Origin of the sequence: uncultured Methylobacterium sp. (assembly GCF_964251405.1) — a bacterium.
Classification (GTDB): domain Bacteria; phylum Pseudomonadota; class Alphaproteobacteria; order Rhizobiales; family Beijerinckiaceae; genus Methylobacterium.
Genome location: NZ_CAXUJR010000021.1, coordinates 27,948 through 44,337, shown reverse-complemented (window position 1 = coordinate 44,337; position 16,390 = coordinate 27,948). Strand labels below are relative to the sequence as shown.

Sequence of the window (16,390 nt, the reverse complement as noted above, 5' to 3'; positions counted from 1 at the left end):
GCCTCGTCCAGCATTCCGGCGAGCCGCCGGCGCGGGTGCGGCTGCACGGCCTCGCCTACACCGCCGGCGTGCTCGCCATGTTCCTCGGGCTCGCCGGGCTCCTCATCGCCCTGAAGGGGGCGGGCGCCGCGATCGGCTGGGGCTACCAGTTGCAGTCGCCCCTGGTGGTGGCGGGCCTCGCCTATCTGCTCTTCGCCATGGGGTTGAGCCTGTCGGGCGTGTTCCATCTCGGCGGCGGCGTCGCCGGCATCGGCGACGGGCTGACCCGCAGACCCGGCCTGCAGGGCTCGTTCTTCACCGGCATCCTCGCCACGGTGGTCGCCACACCCTGCACCGCCCCGTTCATGGGCTCGGCGGTGGGCTTCGCCCTGACGCAGCCGGCGGGCGTGGCACTGATCGTGTTCGCGAGCCTCGGCCTCGGTCTCGCCCTGCCGTTCCTCGTGCTCACCACCTGGCCGGCGGCTCTGCGGCGGCTGCCGCGTCCCGGCGTCTGGATGGACGTGCTGAAGGGCGCCTTCGCCTTCCCGCTCTACGCCACGGCCGCCTGGCTGACTTGGGTGCTGGCCCAGCAGGTCGGGCCGACCGGGTTGCTCTCGGCCCTGATCGGCCTCGTGCTGGTGGGGTTCGCCGCCTGGGCCTGGGAGAAGGCGCGCGGTGCCGCCCCGGTGGGCCGCGCCGTCGGACGCGGGGCGGCGCTCGCCGCGCTGGTGGCCCTCTTCGCGCTCACAGCCGGCCTCGACCGCGATCGGGCCGACACCGCGGGCGCGGTGGCGGGCGGCACCGAGGCCTTCACGCAGGCTCGGCTCGATGCGCTGGTCGGACAGGGAAAGCCGGTCTTCGTGAACATGACGGCGGCCTGGTGCATCACCTGTCAGGTCAACGAGCGCACCGCCCTGCGCACGGATGCGGTCAAGCAGGCCTTCGAGGCCCGCGGCGTCACCTATCTCAAGGGCGACTGGACCAACCAGAACCCCGAGATCACGCGCCTCTTGGAGAAGCATGGCCGTAACGGCGTGCCGCTCTACCTCCTCTACGGCGCCGGCAGTTCGCCCATCGTGCTGCCGCAGATCCTCACACAGGGTGCGATCCTGAGCGCCCTGGAGCCCCTGGCCATCGCCGACCGGCGCGTGGCCTATGAACCGAACACGAAGAGGTGAGAGAGATGACGACGACGCGCCGCCACTGCCTGACCCTGGCCCTCCCTTTCGCCGTCTGCGCTTCCGCCATTCTGGCCCTGCCGATGGCGGCTCATGCCGCCGGCCCCCAGGTCGGTAAGCCAGCGCCTGCCTTCACCGCCACCGATGCCGACGGCAAGACCGTCCGTCTCGCCGACCATGCCGGCAAGACTGTCGTGCTCGAATGGACCAACCACGACTGCCCCTTCGTGAAAAAGTTGTATGGCGGCCAGGCGATGCAGGCCCTCCAGAAGAAATGGACCGGCGCCGGCGTCGTCTGGCTGACGGTGGTCTCTTCGGCGCCGGGAGAGCAGGGCGCGGTGGATGCGGGGGAAGCCAACCGCCTGACACAGGAGCGCGGCGCCTCGCCCACGGGCGTCATTCTCGATCCGACCGGGATCGTGGGCAAGGCGTACGACGCACGCACCACGCCGCAGATGTTCGTGATCACCGGCGACGGCACGCTGGTCTACCAGGGTGCCATCGACGACAAGCCGACCGCCAACCTCGACGATCTCAAGACCGCGAAGAACTACGTCGACGCGGCGCTCACCGAGATCTCCGGCGGCAAGGCCGTCAGCGTGACGACGTCGAAGCCCTATGGATGCTCGGTGAAGTATTCATCATAGGCGCCGAAGTCCGCCTTGGCGACCGCTCCCCCCGTCTCTGGGGAGGACGGCTGCGAGATGACCCCTCACGCCCGCCCCTCGACAAAGGCTCGCATCAATAGGTGGGCAATCGCCATGGGCGGCGGCGTGGTCAAGCCGTCGGGATGCGTGCGGGCGATCATGTGGGCGACATCCTCCCGGGTGAACCAGCGCGCATCCTCGAGCTCGGCGGCGTCGATCCGAACCGTATCGGTCAGGCTCTCGGCGACGCAGCCGATCATCAGCGAGGACGGGAACGGCCAGGGCTGCGAGGCGAGGTAGCGCACGGCGCCGATGCGCAGCCCAGCCTCCTCATAGGTCTCGCGACGCACCGCATCCTCGATGGTCTCGCCCGGCTCGAGGAAGCCTGCGAGGCATGAATACATCCCGGGCTGGAAATGCGGCCCGCGCCCGAGCAGGCAAGCCTCGCCATAGGTGATCAGCATGATCGCCACCGGGTCGGTGCGGGGGAAGTGGTGCGTGCCGCAGGCCGCACAGTCTCGACGAAACCCGCCCGCGGCCATCGTGGTCGGGGTTCCGCAATTGGCGCAGTATCCGTGGCGGGCGTGCCAGGCCAGCAACGATCGGGCCGTCGCCACCAGCCCGAGTTCGTCCGGCGCGACGCGACCCGCCGAAGCGAGCGACCGCAGGTCCACCACGTCGAATGACGAGGCTTCCGAAAGCCGTGCTCCGGCCTCCGGCGTCAGCGAGGCGGCGAAGACCGGCCGGTCGTCCGCCTCGCCGAGGTAGATCGTCAGCAGACGGTCCGCCGGCCGAGGCGCCAGTCCGTGACCCAGAAGCGCGGTGTTCCCCGCCAGTACGATCCCCTCGGGAGCGATCGCGACGGTGAGCGCTTCCGTCGCGTCCGGCGACGGCAGCGGACCCTCGCGCTCCGCCGAATGCCGCACGAGGCGGCTGCGGGCGTAGCCGAGGGCGTCATCGAGGTTGCCGGGCATCGCCTCAGGCCGCCGCGAACAGGGCGCCGATGCGCTCGATCATTTGGGCGCGCGCATGCGCCGGATAGGGCGTGCGTGCACCATAGCCCCAGACCGGACCGGGCCAGACCGGATCGGACAGGAAGCGCCCGACCACGTGGACGTGAAGCTGAGGCACGACGTTGCCGAGCGCACCGACATTGACCTTGTCGGGCTTGGCCAAGGCCAGCATCACCCTGACGGCGATGCGGATCTCCTCCATCAGGGCCGTAGCATCCACGGCGTCGAGGTCGGTGAGTTCGCTGGCGCAGGCCCGCCGCGGCACCAGGATCAGCCAGGGAAAGCGGGCATCGTCCATCAGGTGAACGCTGGACAAGGCGAGGTCGCCGACCGGCACCGAGTCGGCGGCGAGGCGGGGATCGAGGGCGAAGTCATCAGTCATCGACGAGCGATGTAGAGCGGATCGTTGTCGAGGGCGATGCCGCATCGGTCCGCGAAGGGTCGACGACGTGCGCAGCCACGCTTCCCCGCCTCCCCGCGATCCTCTAAGGCCGCGGGATCGGGGGCGAGGGAGACGGGATGGAACGGGAGCCGATCCTCTTCGCCTGGCGGGCTGCAATGCGCCAGCATTCCCTCGCCCTCGCCTTGGCGTTGGGAGCCGGCGGACCGATCGCGTTCGCGACCCTGCTCTGCCTGCGCGACCTCGTCGGGATCCTCGTCGCGCCGAGAAGCGGCATGATCCCGTTCCTGCAGGTGTCCTTGGCCTGGCCGGGGCGGGTCGATCCGGTGATCATCGTGCCCGGATGGCCGCTGCCGATCGCCGACCTCGCGGTGGCGGCGCTGGGTGGCTTGGCGCTCGCCGCGATGGCGGCGGCCGGGCTCGGCTGGTCCGTCGCTCGGCTCTGCTTCCGGGCTCAGACCATGGCCATTCGCCGCCTGAACGGGCGCGTCACCGAGGCGATCCTGCGCGCTCCGGCGGCGGCTCGCGATGAGGTTCGCACCCTGACCCAGCTCGTCGGACAGGTCCTCGCGAACATGGACATGCTGTTCGGTCTCGGCCTGCTCGCACCGGCCCTGGCACTGGGCTCCGTGCTGCTCGCCCTGGTCCTCGCGGTGCTGGCCTCTCCTCGTGTTCTGCCGGCCGTGGCCTTGGGGCTGCTCGCCGCAGGTCTTGCCCGCGCACTGATCCTGCGCCGCAGCCAATCCAGAGCGGCCCTTCGCCGCCGGGAAAGCGCCGCCGCCGAACGTGCCCTCTCGGATCTCCTGCGGCGGATGCCGGCGGTGCGGGCGCATGGCGCCTCCGCCTTCGAGCGTGCACGCCTGGCCGCGAAGGGCCAGACGGCACGTGCGGCGCTCACCGCGTCGGAATCCGCGCTTGCCTATGCCCGCGCTCCTTCGGTGGCGCTCGGAATCCTTCTGCCCGCCCTCGTGATGGCGGCCGCCCTATGGCGCGGGCAGACCCCCCAGGACGAGGCCGTCGACGTCGGCGCACTCGCGGCGGTCGGGGGTGCCTGCGCCCTCGCTACGGCGGCGATCTCCGTGATGCTGCGGCTCTGGCTCGTTCGCGAGGCCGTGGCGCCCGCATTCGCAGAGATCGTCCTGACCTTGCGTGGGCTCGATGCGCGCCTCCCGCACCGCCAGGGCGCCGCGGCGGCCTTCCCGATGTCGGGGCCGCTCGCCGCCACCGGAGTCGGTGCCTATGATCCGGGGAGCGGTGAGCGCCTGTCGGGGGTGACCTGCACGGTGGCAATGCCGGGCCACGTCGCCATCCTCGGCGGACCCGGCAGCGGCAGCCGCGTGCTGGCGGCCCTCCTCGCCGGGCAGCTCGACCCCACCGCCGGAATCGTAAGCTATGCCGGAACGGACCTGCGCTCCCTCGACCCCGCCGAGCGCGCAAGCCGGATCGCCTTCGCGGGTGCGGAGGCCATCCTGATCGAGGGTAGCCTGCGCCAGAACATCCTCTACGGGGCGGCTCCCGAGGCGATGCCCTCGGAAACCGATCTCGTCGCCATCCTGCGCCAGACGGGCCTCGATGCCTTCGTGTACGACCGAGGCCTCGAAGGCACCGTCGATCCGGCGGCCGACCCGCTGCTGGCCCAGGCCGTGGTGACGGCGCGGCAGGCGGTGCGTGCCGCTCTCGAGGCGGGCGGTGCTGCCCGTCTCATCGAAGCCTTCGACCCGGACCGCTATGGGCACCAGGCGACTGTCGGCGAGAACATCCTGTTCGGCGAAGCGGCCGATCCGGCCTTCGTCGGGAATGCACTCGCCCGCCACCCGTACCTGCGCGCGGTCCTCGAGGCCGAGGACCTCGCTCGCCCCCTCATCGAGGTCGGGCTTGAAGCCGCGCGCAACACCGTCGAGATCTTCGCCGACCTGCCCGACGACCATCCCCTGTTCGACGCCTTCTCGTTGTTCCCCGCGGCCGAGCGAGGCTTCTTCGAGGACCTCGTCGCGCGACAACCGGAGGCAAAGGGTTGGCGGCGCGGACCAGCCGGCCAGCGCGACCGCGAACGCTTGATCGGGCTCGCCCTGCGCTACAGCGAGACCCGCCACCGCTTCGGCCTCGTCGATGCGGCCTTCGAGGACAGGATCGTGGCGGCGCGACGCACTTTCCGTCTCCTGATGCCCGCGAACTTGAAGCCCGGCATCGCCTTCTACGACCCGGCGCATCTCAACCCCGCCGCCAGCCTCGAGGAGAACGTGCTGTTCGGCCGCGTCAATGCGGAGGAGGCGGGGGCGGAAGTGCGGGTGCGTGCCCTGATTCGGACCGTTCTGGCGGACCATGGCCTCGAGCCGAGCGTCTACCGCCTCGGCCTTTCGAGCCGGGTCGAGCCGGGCCTTGGAGGCGGAGGCGCCAGCCTCGGCGAGAACGCCATCGACGCGCGGACCCGCGTCGCCATCGACCTCGCCCGTTGCCTCGCGCGCCGCCCCGACATCCTCGTGGTCGCCATCGCCTTCGAGGACCGCAAGCCGGACGTCGTCCGCGCGAAGCTCGCCGCGCTGAGGACGGCGCGGGCCGGCACCGGCCTCGTCGTGTGCCTGCCGGATGCGACCTTCCTCGATCCGTCCCGACCCTTCGAGGCGGTCCTGTCCGTGGAGCGCAATTCGGTGTTGCTGGCAGCCTGATCCACACGGCTCGGGTCAGGGCCGCGACCGTCCATTTGCAGCCCCATTGGAATGCGATACGCCTCCTATCGGCGACTTCCGGGCGCCGAAGGCGGTCCCGTGCCGGATCGCTACCGCTCTCCAGGGTCCGCATGGTCTTCTCATCACAGGCGATCCCGGTCGGGGCGATGTCGGCGGCGGCCGCGCTGATACGCCTTCTGCTCCTGGTCCTGCCGCTCGCCGTGGCGATGGCGTCACCGGCGCGGGCGCAACCGGCCAAGGCCCTGGCGCCGATCCCGGCCTCGACCCTCGCGCTGATGGCCGCCAAGGGCACCACCGCATCGGCGCCGCTGCTCCTGCGCGCCTACAAGAAGGAGGCCGAGATCGAGGTCTGGAAGCGGAGCTCCAGCGGCCGGTTCGTCCACGTGAAGACCTATCCGATCTGCCGCTGGTCGGGCCAGCTCGGCCCCAAGCGCAAGACCGGGGACCGCCAGACCCCGGAAGGGTTCTACACGGTGGCCAAGTCCCAGATGAACCCGAACTCGGCCTATTACCTGTCCTTCGACATCGGCTATCCGAACGCCTTCGATCGCGCCCACGGCTTCACCGGCTCGGCCGTGATGGTCCACGGGGTCTGCTCGTCGATGGGCTGCTTTGCCATGACCGACGCGGTGGCGGGCGAGCTGTTCTCCATCGCCCGCGAAGCGCTCGCCGGCGGCCAGGCCGCCTTCCAGTTCCAGTCCTTCCCGTTCCGGATGAGTGCCGCCAACCTGGCGCGCCACCGCACGGATCCCGACTATCCGTTCTGGCGCCAGCTCAAGGAGGGGTCGGACCGGTTCGAGGCCTCGGGCGAGGAGCCCGTCATCGGCGTCGCGTCGGGGCGCTACGTCTTCGCACCATCGAAAGACCCGCGGCGCGAGCTCGAGGTCATGGCCCGGCGGGCCGAGGAGGACGCGCGCATCGCGAACCTGGTGGCCGAGGGTAGTGCCGCCGTGCGGACCACCTATTCGGATGGTGGGCAGCACCCGTTCTGGGCGGCGGTCGCCGCGAAGGGTGGGTCGCTGGGCATCGTCAGCCGGCCCGAGGCCTTGGCCTATGCCGGACAGGAGGTGGTGGTGATCCCCGCCCGCCGTCCGCCCGTGCAGGTCGCCGAAGCCGTATGGTCGCGCTGGATGACCCGCGGCTCCGCCTATCCGCTCTGGCGGGTGCCGGCCTTCCTGCCGGCCTATGAACTGCCGGCCGCACATTTTTCGCCGCTGCTGGTGCATTACGCCGAGACGCTGCCGCGCATGGTCGAAGCGACGCTCGCCGGCAGGGTGCCACCACCCGGAATGGTCGCCATGAAGGCGATCGATGTTCTGGCGCAACGCTGACCCGGTCGCTTCGACGCGCATCCCGGGGCGTGTGCGGGCACGCACATCGGGTCTTCGATGGCCTCACTACCTCAAGGTGGCACCATGATGCGGCGTATTGCGGGCGCGGAAATACGGGCTGGCGCCGTTAGAGCGGGCAGATCAGCGACGGGGATCGCGATGTCCGGAACACGATGATGGGACCTCGATCGGATGGATCGCGGTGAGTGGTTGACGATTCATGACGATGTCCAACGGGTCCGACATGTGCGCCTTCGGCAGCGGGGTCTCCGACCTTGCCGCCCCGGAGCATGCCGAGACCTCCGATTCAGTCCTGTCCCTGCGCTTCTGGGGCGTGCGCGGTTCCACGCCCGTGAGCGGGCCGGACTATCTCGAGTTCGGCGGCAACACGCCCTGCCTTGAAATCCGGTGTGGGAGGCGCCTCTTCATCCTCGATGCCGGCTCAGGCCTGAATGCCTGCGGCCTCCATCACCGGACAGGTTTACCCCAGGAGATCGACCTCCTCTTCAGCCATCTCCATCTTGATCACACCGCAGGCCTGCCGTTCTTCAAGCCGGTGGTGCTCGACCCGAACCGAACCATCAACACCTATTGCGGCAACCTCGACGGCACCTGCGCCAAGGCGACCCTCGACCGGCTGTTCTCCCCGCCGCTGTTCCCGGTGACGCTCGACTGCATGCCCGCGCGTCTCGCGCATCACGGATTCAGGGCCGGCGAGCCGCTGGTCTTCGCAGACGGATCACGGGTCGAGACGATCCTCCTCAACCATCCGCAGGGCTCGACCGGCTATCGCTTCGAGCATGCGGGGCGGCGCCTGTGCATCATCAGCGACATCGAGCACTCCGACCCCTGGCCGGATCCCGCCCTCATGGAGTTCGTGCGGGGAGCCGATCTCATGGTCTATGACGGCATGTTCACCGAGGGCGAGTACCCGGTCTGCCGGGGCTGGGGCCATTCCACCTGGCAGAAGGGCGCCGAGCTTGCCCAGGCCGCCGACGTCGCCGCGATGGCGATCATGCACCTTCACCCCGCCCATACCGACGCGATGCTTCGGCGCATCGAGGCCGAGATGCAGGCCGTGATGCCCAAAGCCTTCATCGCGCGAGAGCGGCAGGTGATCGAGGTCGGGGTGCCGGCGATCGACGCTCCCGTCCGCGAACTGGCTCAGACGGCCTGAAGGCCGCCCCGAGGAGGCCGGGCGCCACCTCGGAACCGCGCGGGTGAGATACTCAGACCGCCAGCTTGCCGGTCTTGGCTGCCGCGTAGCGATCGCTGACCTTCGCCCAATCGACCACGTTCCACCAAGCCTTGAGGTAGTCGGCGCGGCGGTTGCGGTAGGTCAGGTAATAGGCGTGCTCCCAAACGTCGTTGCCGAACAGGACCGGGGTGCCGTCCATCCAAGGTGAATCCTGATTCGGGCGGTTCTGGACCGCGAGCTTGCCGTCCTTCCCAAGCACGACGAACACCCAGCCCGAGCCGAATTGCCGGGCGCCGGCGGCGTTGAAGTCGGTCTGGAGCTTGGCGAAGCCGCCGAGATCCTTGTCGATCGCAGCCTTGAGGTCGCCGGTGGGCTCGCCGCCCTTGCCACCCATGATCGTCCAGAACATCGCATGGTTGGCATGACCGCCACCGCTGTTGCGGATGACGCCGCGGACCGCTTCCGGAAGCGTGTTCAAGTTCGCCAGGAGTTCGCGGATCGGCATCTTGGCGAGATCCGGCTTGTCGCCGAGGGCGGTGTTCAGGTTCGTGATGAAGGCCGCATGGTGCTTGCCGTGGTGGAGCTCCATCGTCTCGGCGTCGATGGTCGGCGCGTTGCGGTCGGCCGGGTAGGGCAGCGGATCGAGCTTGAAGGGGCCGGCGGGCGCGGGGGTGGCGGCACCCTGAGCGAAGGTCGCCCCGGCGCGCATGGCAATCAAGCCCCCGCCGATGGCAGTCAAGGCGGTACGGCGGTTGAGGTTCAGCATGATGATCTCCCTTGCTCCGGATCGACCCGCCCCAAGACAGGGTTCGGATGGCGTCGCAGCAACTGCTACGCTTCTGGGGCATAGAAGGTTTCATGGTGAGCCGGCCCCGGAACGCGTCCTGGTGTCGCTCCCGCGCGACGCCGGCCATGTCCTCTCGGCGTCAGGGTTTGAGATTGACCTCGACCAGCACCGTTTCGGTGTCGAACACGGCCGCGTGCCAGACCTCGGCGCGAAATTGAAACAGGCTGCCCGGCCCGAAATCCCGATGTCCCTGCGCGGTCTCAAGCCGACCGGAGCCCGAGATGACTTGCACGACCTGTTCGTGGGGGTCGCTGTGGCGTGACGCCGAGGTGCCGGCCGGGACGGTGATCCGGACGAGCGTGGCATGTTCGGCGGCGAGCGTCCGCTTGCCGACGCCGTTCGGCGAGATCGTCTCGGCAAGGTCATCCCAGGAGAGGCAGTTCTCGGTCATGGCACGGCCCTCTTGTGTCCCGGCTCCAGTTTAGGAGCGGCCCACCTTCAGGGCCAAACCCTGATCGCCACGGGCCGACGCAGCAGGTCGCGGTCTGAGGTGATGGCGCAGCCCTCCGTCCTCAGGGTGACGTAGGTGAGGATGGCCGTGTCGCCGACATCATCGAAGTTCCGGCCCTTGGCGGTGGGGTCGAGGAGCGAGGGATAGGCGATCAGGCCGCCCGGCGTTGCGCAGGGATCATCGTAGAGCGTGGAGCCTGCCAGCAGCAGACGGGGCTGGTCCCAGGCGAGGAGATCGCGCGAGGTCGTCCAGTAGAAGCCGGGTTCTGGCAATCCAGGGCCGGCCGTGGCCATGAACACCGCGATCCAGGCGCCGCTCCCCCGGTGCCGGACGACCGCGCCGACCGGCGTCGGGAACGGTTTCACCGGCTTGCACGCGTCGGTCCCCGCACGCGTGCGTCCGTAGGGACCCGGGAAGGAGGCCGTGAAGCCGCTCCCGGTCCAAGCCCGCCATCGCGTGGGATCGGCGGGGTCGTCGCTGCGGAACAGGCAGACGCCGGCATCCTGGCTTCGCCCCGCCTCCGACCAGCCGGTGGTGGAGGCGAAGACGTAGCGCCAGCGCCCGTCCCCAACGATATTGGATGGGTTGAAGAAGCCGCGATGCCGGCCCTGGCCGACCTCCTGCGCGAAGGGCGGCCCGGCCACGACGACGGGAGGCTCGGCACGGGCGAAGCTTCGTCCGCCGTCCATTGAGGAGGCAGCCACCACGGTGTTGTACCAGCACGGCATATAGGCCTTGAGCCGGCAGCGGCCGGAATGCTCGTTGGCCTGGTACTCGTGGTGGATGAGGGCCGCGATCCTGGTGCCGTCCTCGGTCCAGGTAGCGGTGATCCAGGAGCGGTCGTCGTAGCGGGCCGGGTCGGCGTTGCCGGCGGATTCGAGGACCACGGCGCAGTCGAGCTTGAGCTTGTCGAGGTTGGGGCCACGGAAGGCGCGGTTGCGGTAATGCATCCCGAAGAGGACCACCGCGCCGGAGGCATCGCGGAAGGCGCGTGTCGAGGCGTCCGGGACGTCGACCCCATCGCAGGCGTCGCGGCCGGCCTTGAACAGGACCTGCGGGCCGCCGACGAGGGTCAGCGCGGAGAAGGGCGGCTCGCCCGCTGCCCCCGCCGGACCCGCGAAACGTACCAGGACGAGAACCGCAAGGGCGAAGGATCGTATCGGACGCGTCATCGGCAGGCCTGGACTCCCATGCCAGATTGCGGTCTGAACCGTTACGCTCCGATTGACCGACGTTCGCCCAAGGCCCTCCATGCTATTCCTGATCCTCGGTCTCGTCCTGTTCCTCGGCACCCATGCCTTCACCATGCTGCGCACCAAGCGCGCCCAGGTGATCGGCGAGGTCGGCGAGGGGCGCTACAAGCTCGGCTACACCTTGCTCTCGCTGCTCGGCCTCGTGCTGATCGGCTACGGCTTCGGCACGTACCGGCAGGAGGGCATGATCCAGGTCTGGAACCCGCCCGTCTTCACGCGCCATCTCGCGCTGGTCCTGAACGTCCTCGCCTTCATCGCGCTGGCCTCCGCCTACCTGCCGGGACACATCCGGGCGAAGGCCAAGCACCCGATGCTGCTGGCGGTGAAGATCTGGGCGACCGCGCATCTCATCGCCAACGGCGACCTCGGCAGCATCCTCCTGTTCGGCGGCTTCCTCGCCTGGGCGGTGATCGCCCGGATCAGCGCCAAGCGCCGTGCCCTGAGCCCCGGAGCGGTGGTCTCCCAGCATGGCGGCGCGGTGGCCGCGCCGGCGGGCTGGCGCAACGACGCCATCGCGGTGTCGGTCGGCCTCGTGACCTGGTTCGTCTTCGCCAAGTACCTGCATCCTTTGCTGATCGGCGTCGCCGCCTGGCCCGGCCAAGCCTGAGCCAGCGAGCCTGAACCAGAAAGACCCGAACCGGTCGCCAAGGCAGCGATCCTGTGCTAGGCGCGTGGCCCGACTGCATGAGGTCGCCGGCCGTGAGCGGTTCGGCATGAGACGAGATGGCTGAGAACAACGAGTTCATTCGCGAGGTCAACGAGGACTATCGCAGGGATCAGGTCGCCGAGATCTGGCGCCGCTACAGCGCCTTGATCATCGCGCTGGCGGTTCTAGTGGTGGCGTCCGTCGGTGGCTGGCGCTACTGGCAGGCGGATCAGAGAACCCGCGCCGAGACCGCGTCGGAATCCTTCGAGACCGCCAACCGCCTCGTCCGCGACGGCAGGACCGACGAGGCCGACAAGGCCTTCTCGCAGCTCGAGACGGGCGGCCCGGCCGGCTACGCCCTGCTCGCCCGCTTCCGCTCCGCCACCGAGACCGCCAAGCGCGACCCGGCCGCGGGTGCGGCCGAGTTCGAGGGTCTCGGCGCCGACACCAAGCTCAGCAACGGGCTTCGCGACCTCGCCCGCCTGCGCGCCGCGCTGATCCGTCTCGACCTGCCCAATCCCGATCCCGCTCTCGCGAGCCTCCAGGGGCTCGCCGCTCCCACCGGCGCCTTCCGCCACACCGCCCGCGAGATGCTCGGCCTCTCTGCCTTGAAGCGCGGGGACTATGACGGGGCCGGGCGCTGGTTCGACCAGATCACGGCCGATTCGCAGACGCCGCAGAACTTGCGCCAGCGCATCGAAGTCTACGCCGCGCTCGTGGCCGGCGGCCCCGTCACCGTGACGGAGCCCGTTGCCCAGCCTGCCGCGCCGCCACCGGTGACGCGCTAGCCGCCAAGTCTCGTCTTAAAGTTCCTTCTCCTTGAGCCGATCGAAGAGTTCGGCTTAGTTTTCCTCAGTCGGCGGTCGGGAACCATGCATCATGGCTCGCGACCGCCCGATGCGCGTTTCCTTAACGGACGCCTCAACCTGAACTGGCCCACCCCATGGATATGCCGACCGTCGCGATCATCGGACGGCCGAACGTCGGCAAGTCGACGCTGTTCAACCGGCTCGTCGGCAAGAAGCTTGCCCTCGTCGACGACCGCCCCGGCGTCACCCGCGACCGGCGCGAGGGCGACGTCAATTTCGGCGGCCTCGCCTTCCGGATCATCGATACCGCGGGCCTCGAAGAGGCGGACTCCGCTTCGCTCGTGGGCCGAATGCGCGCGCAGACCGAAGCGGCGATCCTCGCGGCCGACGTCGTGCTGTTCGTCATTGATGCCCGCGCCGGCGTTCTGCCGGCCGACCAGCCCTTCGCCGAACTCGTGCGGCGCGCCGGCTGCCCGGTCATCCTCATCGCCAACAAGGCCGAGGGCGGCGCCGGCATGGGCGGCGCCTACGAGGCGTTCTCGCTCGGGCTGGGGGATCCCATCCCGTTCTCCGCCGAGCACGGCGAGGGCATCGGCGAATTGCACGATGCGCTCATCGCCGCTCTCCCTGAGCAGGACGAGGAGGACGACGATGAGGACGGGTCGGAGCGCTCGCTCAAGGTCGCCATCGTGGGCCGGCCAAATGCCGGCAAGTCCACGCTGATCAACAACATGCTCGGCGAGGAGCGCCTGCTGGTGGGCCCCGAGGCCGGCATCACCCGCGACTCGATCTCGCTGGACTGGGAGTGGCGCGGGCGCCGGATCAAGCTCCACGACACCGCCGGCATGCGCCGGCGCGCACGGATCGACGACAAGCTGGAAAAGCTCGCGGTCTCCGACGGGCTGCGCGCGGTGCGCTTTGCCGAGGTCGTGGTCGTGCTCCTCGACGCCACGATCCCGTTCGAGAAGCAGGACCTCACCATCGTCGACCTCGTCGAGAGCGAGGGGCGCTCCCTGGTGATCGGCCTCAACAAGTGGGACCTCGTCGCCGACCAGAACGGTCTGCTGAAGACCCTGAGGGAGGATTGCACCCGCCTGCTGCCCCAGGTGCGTGGCGTCTCGGTGATCCCGCTCTCGGGGCTTGCCGGCCAGGGCATCGACAAGCTGATGCAGGCCGTGGTCGACGCCGCCGAGGTCTGGAGCCGACGCATCTCGACCTCGCGGATCAACGACTGGCTCAACGAGGCGACCCAGCGCAACCCGCCCCCGGCGGTGTCGAGCCGGCGCATCAAGATCCGCTACGCCACCCAGGTGAAGGCGCGCCCCCCGCATTTCGCGCTGTTCGGCAACCAGCTCGACGCCCTGCCGAAATCCTACACCCGCTACCTCGTCAACAACCTGCGCGAGGCGTTCGACCTTCCGGGAACCCCGATCCGCCTATCATTACGGACCTCGAAGAACCCGTTCGACAAGGGCTGAAGCGGTCTCTCGCCGGGCTGGTGGTACTGGCCCGCGCCCCGACACGCGCTAAGCCTCCCAGGCCTTCGAGGCGTCCGATCCGCTCTGTTCACGATCCATGGTCGGATGAGCCTATAGCTTCGTCGACGCGGCGTCGTCTTTCAGGAATCTGTCGAAGTAATCGATCGTTCGGGCCAGTCCGTCGCGAAGAGTGATGGTCGGCGTCCACCCCAGAAGTTGTTTCGCTTTGGTGATGTCCGGCTGCCGCTGCCGGGGATCGTCGGAGGGGAGGGGACGTGACACGATCCGCGATGCGGAGCCCGTCATGGCGATGATCTGCTCGGCCAAGCCCCGCATGGTATGCTCGTCCGGGTTGCCGAGGTTGATCGGACCCGTGACCTCGCGAGGTGTTTCCATCAACGCGAGAATGCCGTCGATCAGGTCGTCGACGTAGCAGAACGAGCGCGTTTGAAGACCGTCCCCGTAGATCGTGATGTCGTCGCCCTTGAGGGCCTGCGTCACGAAGTTCGAGACGACTCGCCCGTCGTTCGGGTGCATCCGCGGTCCGTAGGTGTTGAAGATGCGAGCGACCTTGATGTTCACGTCGTGCTGACGATGATAATCGAAGAACAAGGTTTCGGCGCAGCGCTTGCCCTCGTCGTAGCAGGATCGGTAACCGATCGGGTTCACCCGGCCCCAGTATTCCTCCGGTTGGGGATGGACTTCCGGATCGCCATAGACTTCGCTCGTCGACGCCTGAAAGACTTTGGCACGCGTCCGCTTGGCGAGACCAAGCACGTTGATCGCTCCATGCACGCTCGTCTTCGTCGTCTGCACGGGGTCGAATTGGTAGTGTACGGGAGAGGCCGGGCAAGCGAGGTTATAGATCTCGTCGATCTCGGCGTAGAGCGGAAACGTGATGTCGTGGCGGAGCAGCTCGAAGCCGGAATTGTCCAGCATATGGACGATGTTGCGACGGGTGCCCGTGAAGAAGTTGTCCACGCACAGGACCTCGTGACCTTGTGCGAGAAGGCGTTCACAGAGATGCGATCCGAGGAAGCCGGCTCCGCCGGTGACCATGATCTTCTTGGTTTTCCCGTACCGCATATGAAGCCTCAAGCTGGATCGGCGACGCCCGGATTTCCGCGGCGCGGACGTGTTCTATAAAAGCTCTGAGCAAGCGCCCATCGCGATGGCATCTCGATGATCGCGGCGACGGCGGATCGGTTATTTCGTGGACCGCTTCAAGCTCGGACACAGCATATGGCGAAGGAAAAGGTCGTTATCGCATGCCACTCAACGTGACACCACACGATGTCATCCGGTGGCTGCGCCGCTGGATCGGAGGCGCCAAGCGCGCAATGCCAATCCAGGGCGACTACCGAATGAAGTGGTATTTCGCGACGAACGAAGCCGGGTCCGAGGGCGTCGCCGGCCTTCATGCCCGCCTGATGGTCCTCTCAGCGCTTCAGAACACCCGCTTACGGCCGCACCTGATCACGACGGGCTTCCGAAACGACTTCACGACTTGGATGGAGGCGAGGGGGGTGACGATCATCGATGCGATCCAACCGCTCTCTGATGCCATCCATCAGGCAGCCGAGACTGGCGGCTACGACACGAAATATCTCGGTCATTGGCTGAGATGTGAAATTCCTCTCATCGAATCGGAAGACAATTTCGTTCTTTATACAGACTCCGATGTCATATTCCTGGACGGGTTTAAGGTCCCGAATGTTGCTCCCGAGTATTTCGCGGCAGCTCCGGAATTCAGAATTGACGATAGAAGCTACGTCAATACAGGGGTTATGATTATAAATGTTCATAATATGCGCAAGATATCATCAGAATTTTTCCAATTTGCGCGACACGAAATAAGCAATTTAAAAGGTGAGGTTTATCATGATCAATTCGCTTACAATCGATATTTCGCGGGTCGCTGGACACCCCTCGATCCGAGCTACAATTGGAAGCCTTATTGGGGTGATCCCAGCACTGCCAACATCCTCCATTTTCATGGAGCAAAGTTGAACGCGATCAGCATGCTGTATGAGCAGGAGCTTCCTTTTCATGAAGTATATTGGCAGCAGATCGGTTCACTTGTTGCGTCCTTCCCAGAAGGATATCTCCAGGGGGTTGAGGCGACACTTCAATCGGCTGACGGAGCGGAGTTGTCGGAGCGTTCCTGGATCGAGGGGATTGTGCGGCATCTTCGATCCGGGCCGCCAAGAATTCCCGCAGGAATCATCAATATCGATTTTTTGAAATTTCAACCTTTTGGCACCTGATATCGAGTGGCAGGCAGATGGTCAAATCTATCGTTGTATCCTCTCCCTGGCATTCCAATTCTGATCGGATTTCCCTTTTGCGGACTGAATGACCTTTACCCGTTCAACTCAAGCATCCATTGCACCACCGGATGGCGCCTCCCCATTGAGGGGGCCACTGCAGGCCATTGAATCAACGGAACGAGCGGAGGACGAAGATCGTCATC

General features: G+C 67.4%; 15 protein-coding genes. 9 read left to right on the top strand and 6 right to left on the bottom strand.

Annotated elements, in window-relative coordinates; all coding sequences use genetic code 11:
• Both ACFE7U_RS06220 and ACFE7U_RS06215 read left to right on the top strand, forming a co-directional pair.
• Positions 1-1,157, top strand: a 1,157-nt coding sequence (locus tag ACFE7U_RS06220; protein ID WP_375408859.1) for a protein-disulfide reductase DsbD family protein, incomplete at its 5' end; no start/stop codon positions are given.
• Between the two features lie 5 nt (positions 1,158-1,162).
• Positions 1,163-1,804 carry a thioredoxin family protein gene (locus ACFE7U_RS06215; protein WP_375408858.1) on the top strand — a complete coding sequence of 214 codons (642 nt, stop codon included), beginning with the start codon at positions 1,163-1,165 and terminating at the stop codon, positions 1,802-1,804.
• A gap of 65 nt (positions 1,805-1,869) precedes the next feature.
• Here the strand turns inward: ACFE7U_RS06215 and nudC are convergent, their stop codons facing one another.
• Both nudC and ACFE7U_RS06205 read right to left on the bottom strand, forming a co-directional pair.
• On the bottom strand, positions 1,870-2,778 hold the full coding sequence (gene nudC, locus ACFE7U_RS06210; protein WP_375408857.1) for an NAD(+) diphosphatase: 909 nt from the start codon (positions 2,776-2,778) through the stop codon (positions 1,870-1,872).
• Between the two features lie 4 nt (positions 2,779-2,782).
• A complete protein-coding gene (locus ACFE7U_RS06205; protein ID WP_375408856.1) occupies positions 2,783-3,199 on the bottom strand; it encodes an HIT domain-containing protein in 417 nt (138 codons plus the stop codon).
• 137 nt (positions 3,200-3,336) lie between these two features.
• On the opposite strand from ACFE7U_RS06205, the gene ACFE7U_RS06200 reads away from it, so the two are divergent.
• From ACFE7U_RS06200 to ACFE7U_RS06190, 3 genes are all read left to right on the top strand, one after another.
• A complete protein-coding gene (locus tag ACFE7U_RS06200) occupies positions 3,337-5,883 on the top strand; it encodes an ABC transporter ATP-binding protein (RefSeq protein ID WP_375408855.1) in 2,547 nt (848 codons plus the stop codon).
• Positions 5,884-6,050: 167 nt separating this feature from the next.
• Positions 6,051-7,235, top strand: a complete 1,185-nt coding sequence (locus ACFE7U_RS06195; RefSeq protein ID WP_375408863.1) for a L,D-transpeptidase family protein — start codon at positions 6,051-6,053, stop codon at positions 7,233-7,235.
• 244 nt (positions 7,236-7,479) lie between these two features.
• The gene (locus tag ACFE7U_RS06190) at positions 7,480-8,412 is read left to right on the top strand and encodes an MBL fold metallo-hydrolase (protein WP_375408862.1); all 933 of its coding nucleotides are present in this window, start codon (positions 7,480-7,482) and stop codon (positions 8,410-8,412) included.
• Between the two features lie 52 nt (positions 8,413-8,464).
• Here the strand turns inward: ACFE7U_RS06190 and ACFE7U_RS06185 are convergent, their stop codons facing one another.
• The 3 genes from ACFE7U_RS06185 to ACFE7U_RS06175 form a co-directional block, all read right to left on the bottom strand.
• Positions 8,465-9,199 (bottom strand): superoxide dismutase, encoded by a 735-nt coding sequence (locus ACFE7U_RS06185; RefSeq protein ID WP_375408854.1) that lies wholly within the window; start codon positions 9,197-9,199, stop codon positions 8,465-8,467.
• 160 nt (positions 9,200-9,359) lie between these two features.
• On the bottom strand, positions 9,360-9,671 hold the full coding sequence (locus ACFE7U_RS06180; RefSeq protein ID WP_375408853.1) for a cupin domain-containing protein: 312 nt from the start codon (positions 9,669-9,671) through the stop codon (positions 9,360-9,362).
• A 47-nt stretch (positions 9,672-9,718) separates the two neighbouring features.
• The gene (locus ACFE7U_RS06175; RefSeq protein WP_375408852.1) at positions 9,719-10,903 is read right to left on the bottom strand and encodes a hypothetical protein; all 1,185 of its coding nucleotides are present in this window, start codon (positions 10,901-10,903) and stop codon (positions 9,719-9,721) included.
• A 79-nt stretch (positions 10,904-10,982) separates the two neighbouring features.
• Between ACFE7U_RS06175 and ACFE7U_RS06170 the strand changes: the two genes are divergently transcribed.
• The 3 genes from ACFE7U_RS06170 to der all read left to right on the top strand — a co-directional run bounded on the left by ACFE7U_RS06170 (position 10,983) and on the right by der (position 13,917).
• On the top strand, positions 10,983-11,591 hold the full coding sequence (locus ACFE7U_RS06170) for an NnrU family protein (RefSeq protein WP_375408851.1): 609 nt from the start codon (positions 10,983-10,985) through the stop codon (positions 11,589-11,591).
• Between the two features lie 116 nt (positions 11,592-11,707).
• A complete protein-coding gene (locus ACFE7U_RS06165; protein ID WP_375408850.1) occupies positions 11,708-12,418 on the top strand; it encodes a tetratricopeptide repeat protein in 711 nt (236 codons plus the stop codon).
• 155 nt (positions 12,419-12,573) lie between these two features.
• Positions 12,574-13,917, top strand: a complete 1,344-nt coding sequence (gene der / locus ACFE7U_RS06160; protein ID WP_375408849.1) for a ribosome biogenesis GTPase Der — start codon at positions 12,574-12,576, stop codon at positions 13,915-13,917.
• Between the two features lie 111 nt (positions 13,918-14,028).
• On the opposite strand, the gene ACFE7U_RS06155 is transcribed toward der, so the two are convergent.
• The gene (locus tag ACFE7U_RS06155) at positions 14,029-15,003 is read right to left on the bottom strand and encodes a UDP-glucuronic acid decarboxylase family protein (protein WP_375408848.1); all 975 of its coding nucleotides are present in this window, start codon (positions 15,001-15,003) and stop codon (positions 14,029-14,031) included.
• Positions 15,004-15,185: 182 nt separating this feature from the next.
• Here ACFE7U_RS06155 and ACFE7U_RS06150 point away from each other — a divergent pair, with 182 nt between their 5' ends.
• Positions 15,186-16,184 (top strand): glycosyltransferase, encoded by a 999-nt coding sequence (locus ACFE7U_RS06150; protein WP_375408847.1) that lies wholly within the window; start codon positions 15,186-15,188, stop codon positions 16,182-16,184.
• Positions 16,185-16,390: the final 206 nt, after the last annotated feature.

What these genes read in the sequence shown, in the direction of transcription:
- ACFE7U_RS06180 (WP_375408853.1), bottom strand. Translation starts at nt 9,671, where the DNA reads ATGACCGAGAACTGCCTCTCCTGGGATGACCTTGCCGAGACGATCTCG.
- ACFE7U_RS06175 (WP_375408852.1), bottom strand. Translation starts at nt 10,903, where the DNA reads ATGACGCGTCCGATACGATCCTTCGCCCTTGCGGTTCTCGTCCTGGTA.
- ACFE7U_RS06155 (WP_375408848.1), bottom strand. Translation starts at nt 15,003, where the DNA reads ATGCGGTACGGGAAAACCAAGAAGATCATGGTCACCGGCGGAGCCGGC.
- ACFE7U_RS06195 (WP_375408863.1), top strand. Translation starts at nt 6,051, where the DNA reads ATGTCGGCGGCGGCCGCGCTGATACGCCTTCTGCTCCTGGTCCTGCCG.
- ACFE7U_RS06200 (WP_375408855.1), top strand. Translation starts at nt 3,337, where the DNA reads ATGGAACGGGAGCCGATCCTCTTCGCCTGGCGGGCTGCAATGCGCCAG.
- ACFE7U_RS06170 (WP_375408851.1), top strand. Translation starts at nt 10,983, where the DNA reads ATGCTATTCCTGATCCTCGGTCTCGTCCTGTTCCTCGGCACCCATGCC.
- ACFE7U_RS06185 (WP_375408854.1), bottom strand. Translation starts at nt 9,199, where the DNA reads ATGCTGAACCTCAACCGCCGTACCGCCTTGACTGCCATCGGCGGGGGC.
- ACFE7U_RS06215 (WP_375408858.1), top strand. Translation starts at nt 1,163, where the DNA reads ATGACGACGACGCGCCGCCACTGCCTGACCCTGGCCCTCCCTTTCGCC.
- ACFE7U_RS06190 (WP_375408862.1), top strand. Translation starts at nt 7,480, where the DNA reads ATGTGCGCCTTCGGCAGCGGGGTCTCCGACCTTGCCGCCCCGGAGCAT.
- nudC (WP_375408857.1), bottom strand. Translation starts at nt 2,778, where the DNA reads ATGCCCGGCAACCTCGATGACGCCCTCGGCTACGCCCGCAGCCGCCTC.
- der (WP_375408849.1), top strand. Translation starts at nt 12,574, where the DNA reads ATGGATATGCCGACCGTCGCGATCATCGGACGGCCGAACGTCGGCAAG.
- ACFE7U_RS06205 (WP_375408856.1), bottom strand. Translation starts at nt 3,199, where the DNA reads ATGACTGATGACTTCGCCCTCGATCCCCGCCTCGCCGCCGACTCGGTG.
- ACFE7U_RS06150 (WP_375408847.1), top strand. Translation starts at nt 15,186, where the DNA reads ATGCCACTCAACGTGACACCACACGATGTCATCCGGTGGCTGCGCCGC.
- ACFE7U_RS06165 (WP_375408850.1), top strand. Translation starts at nt 11,708, where the DNA reads ATGGCTGAGAACAACGAGTTCATTCGCGAGGTCAACGAGGACTATCGC.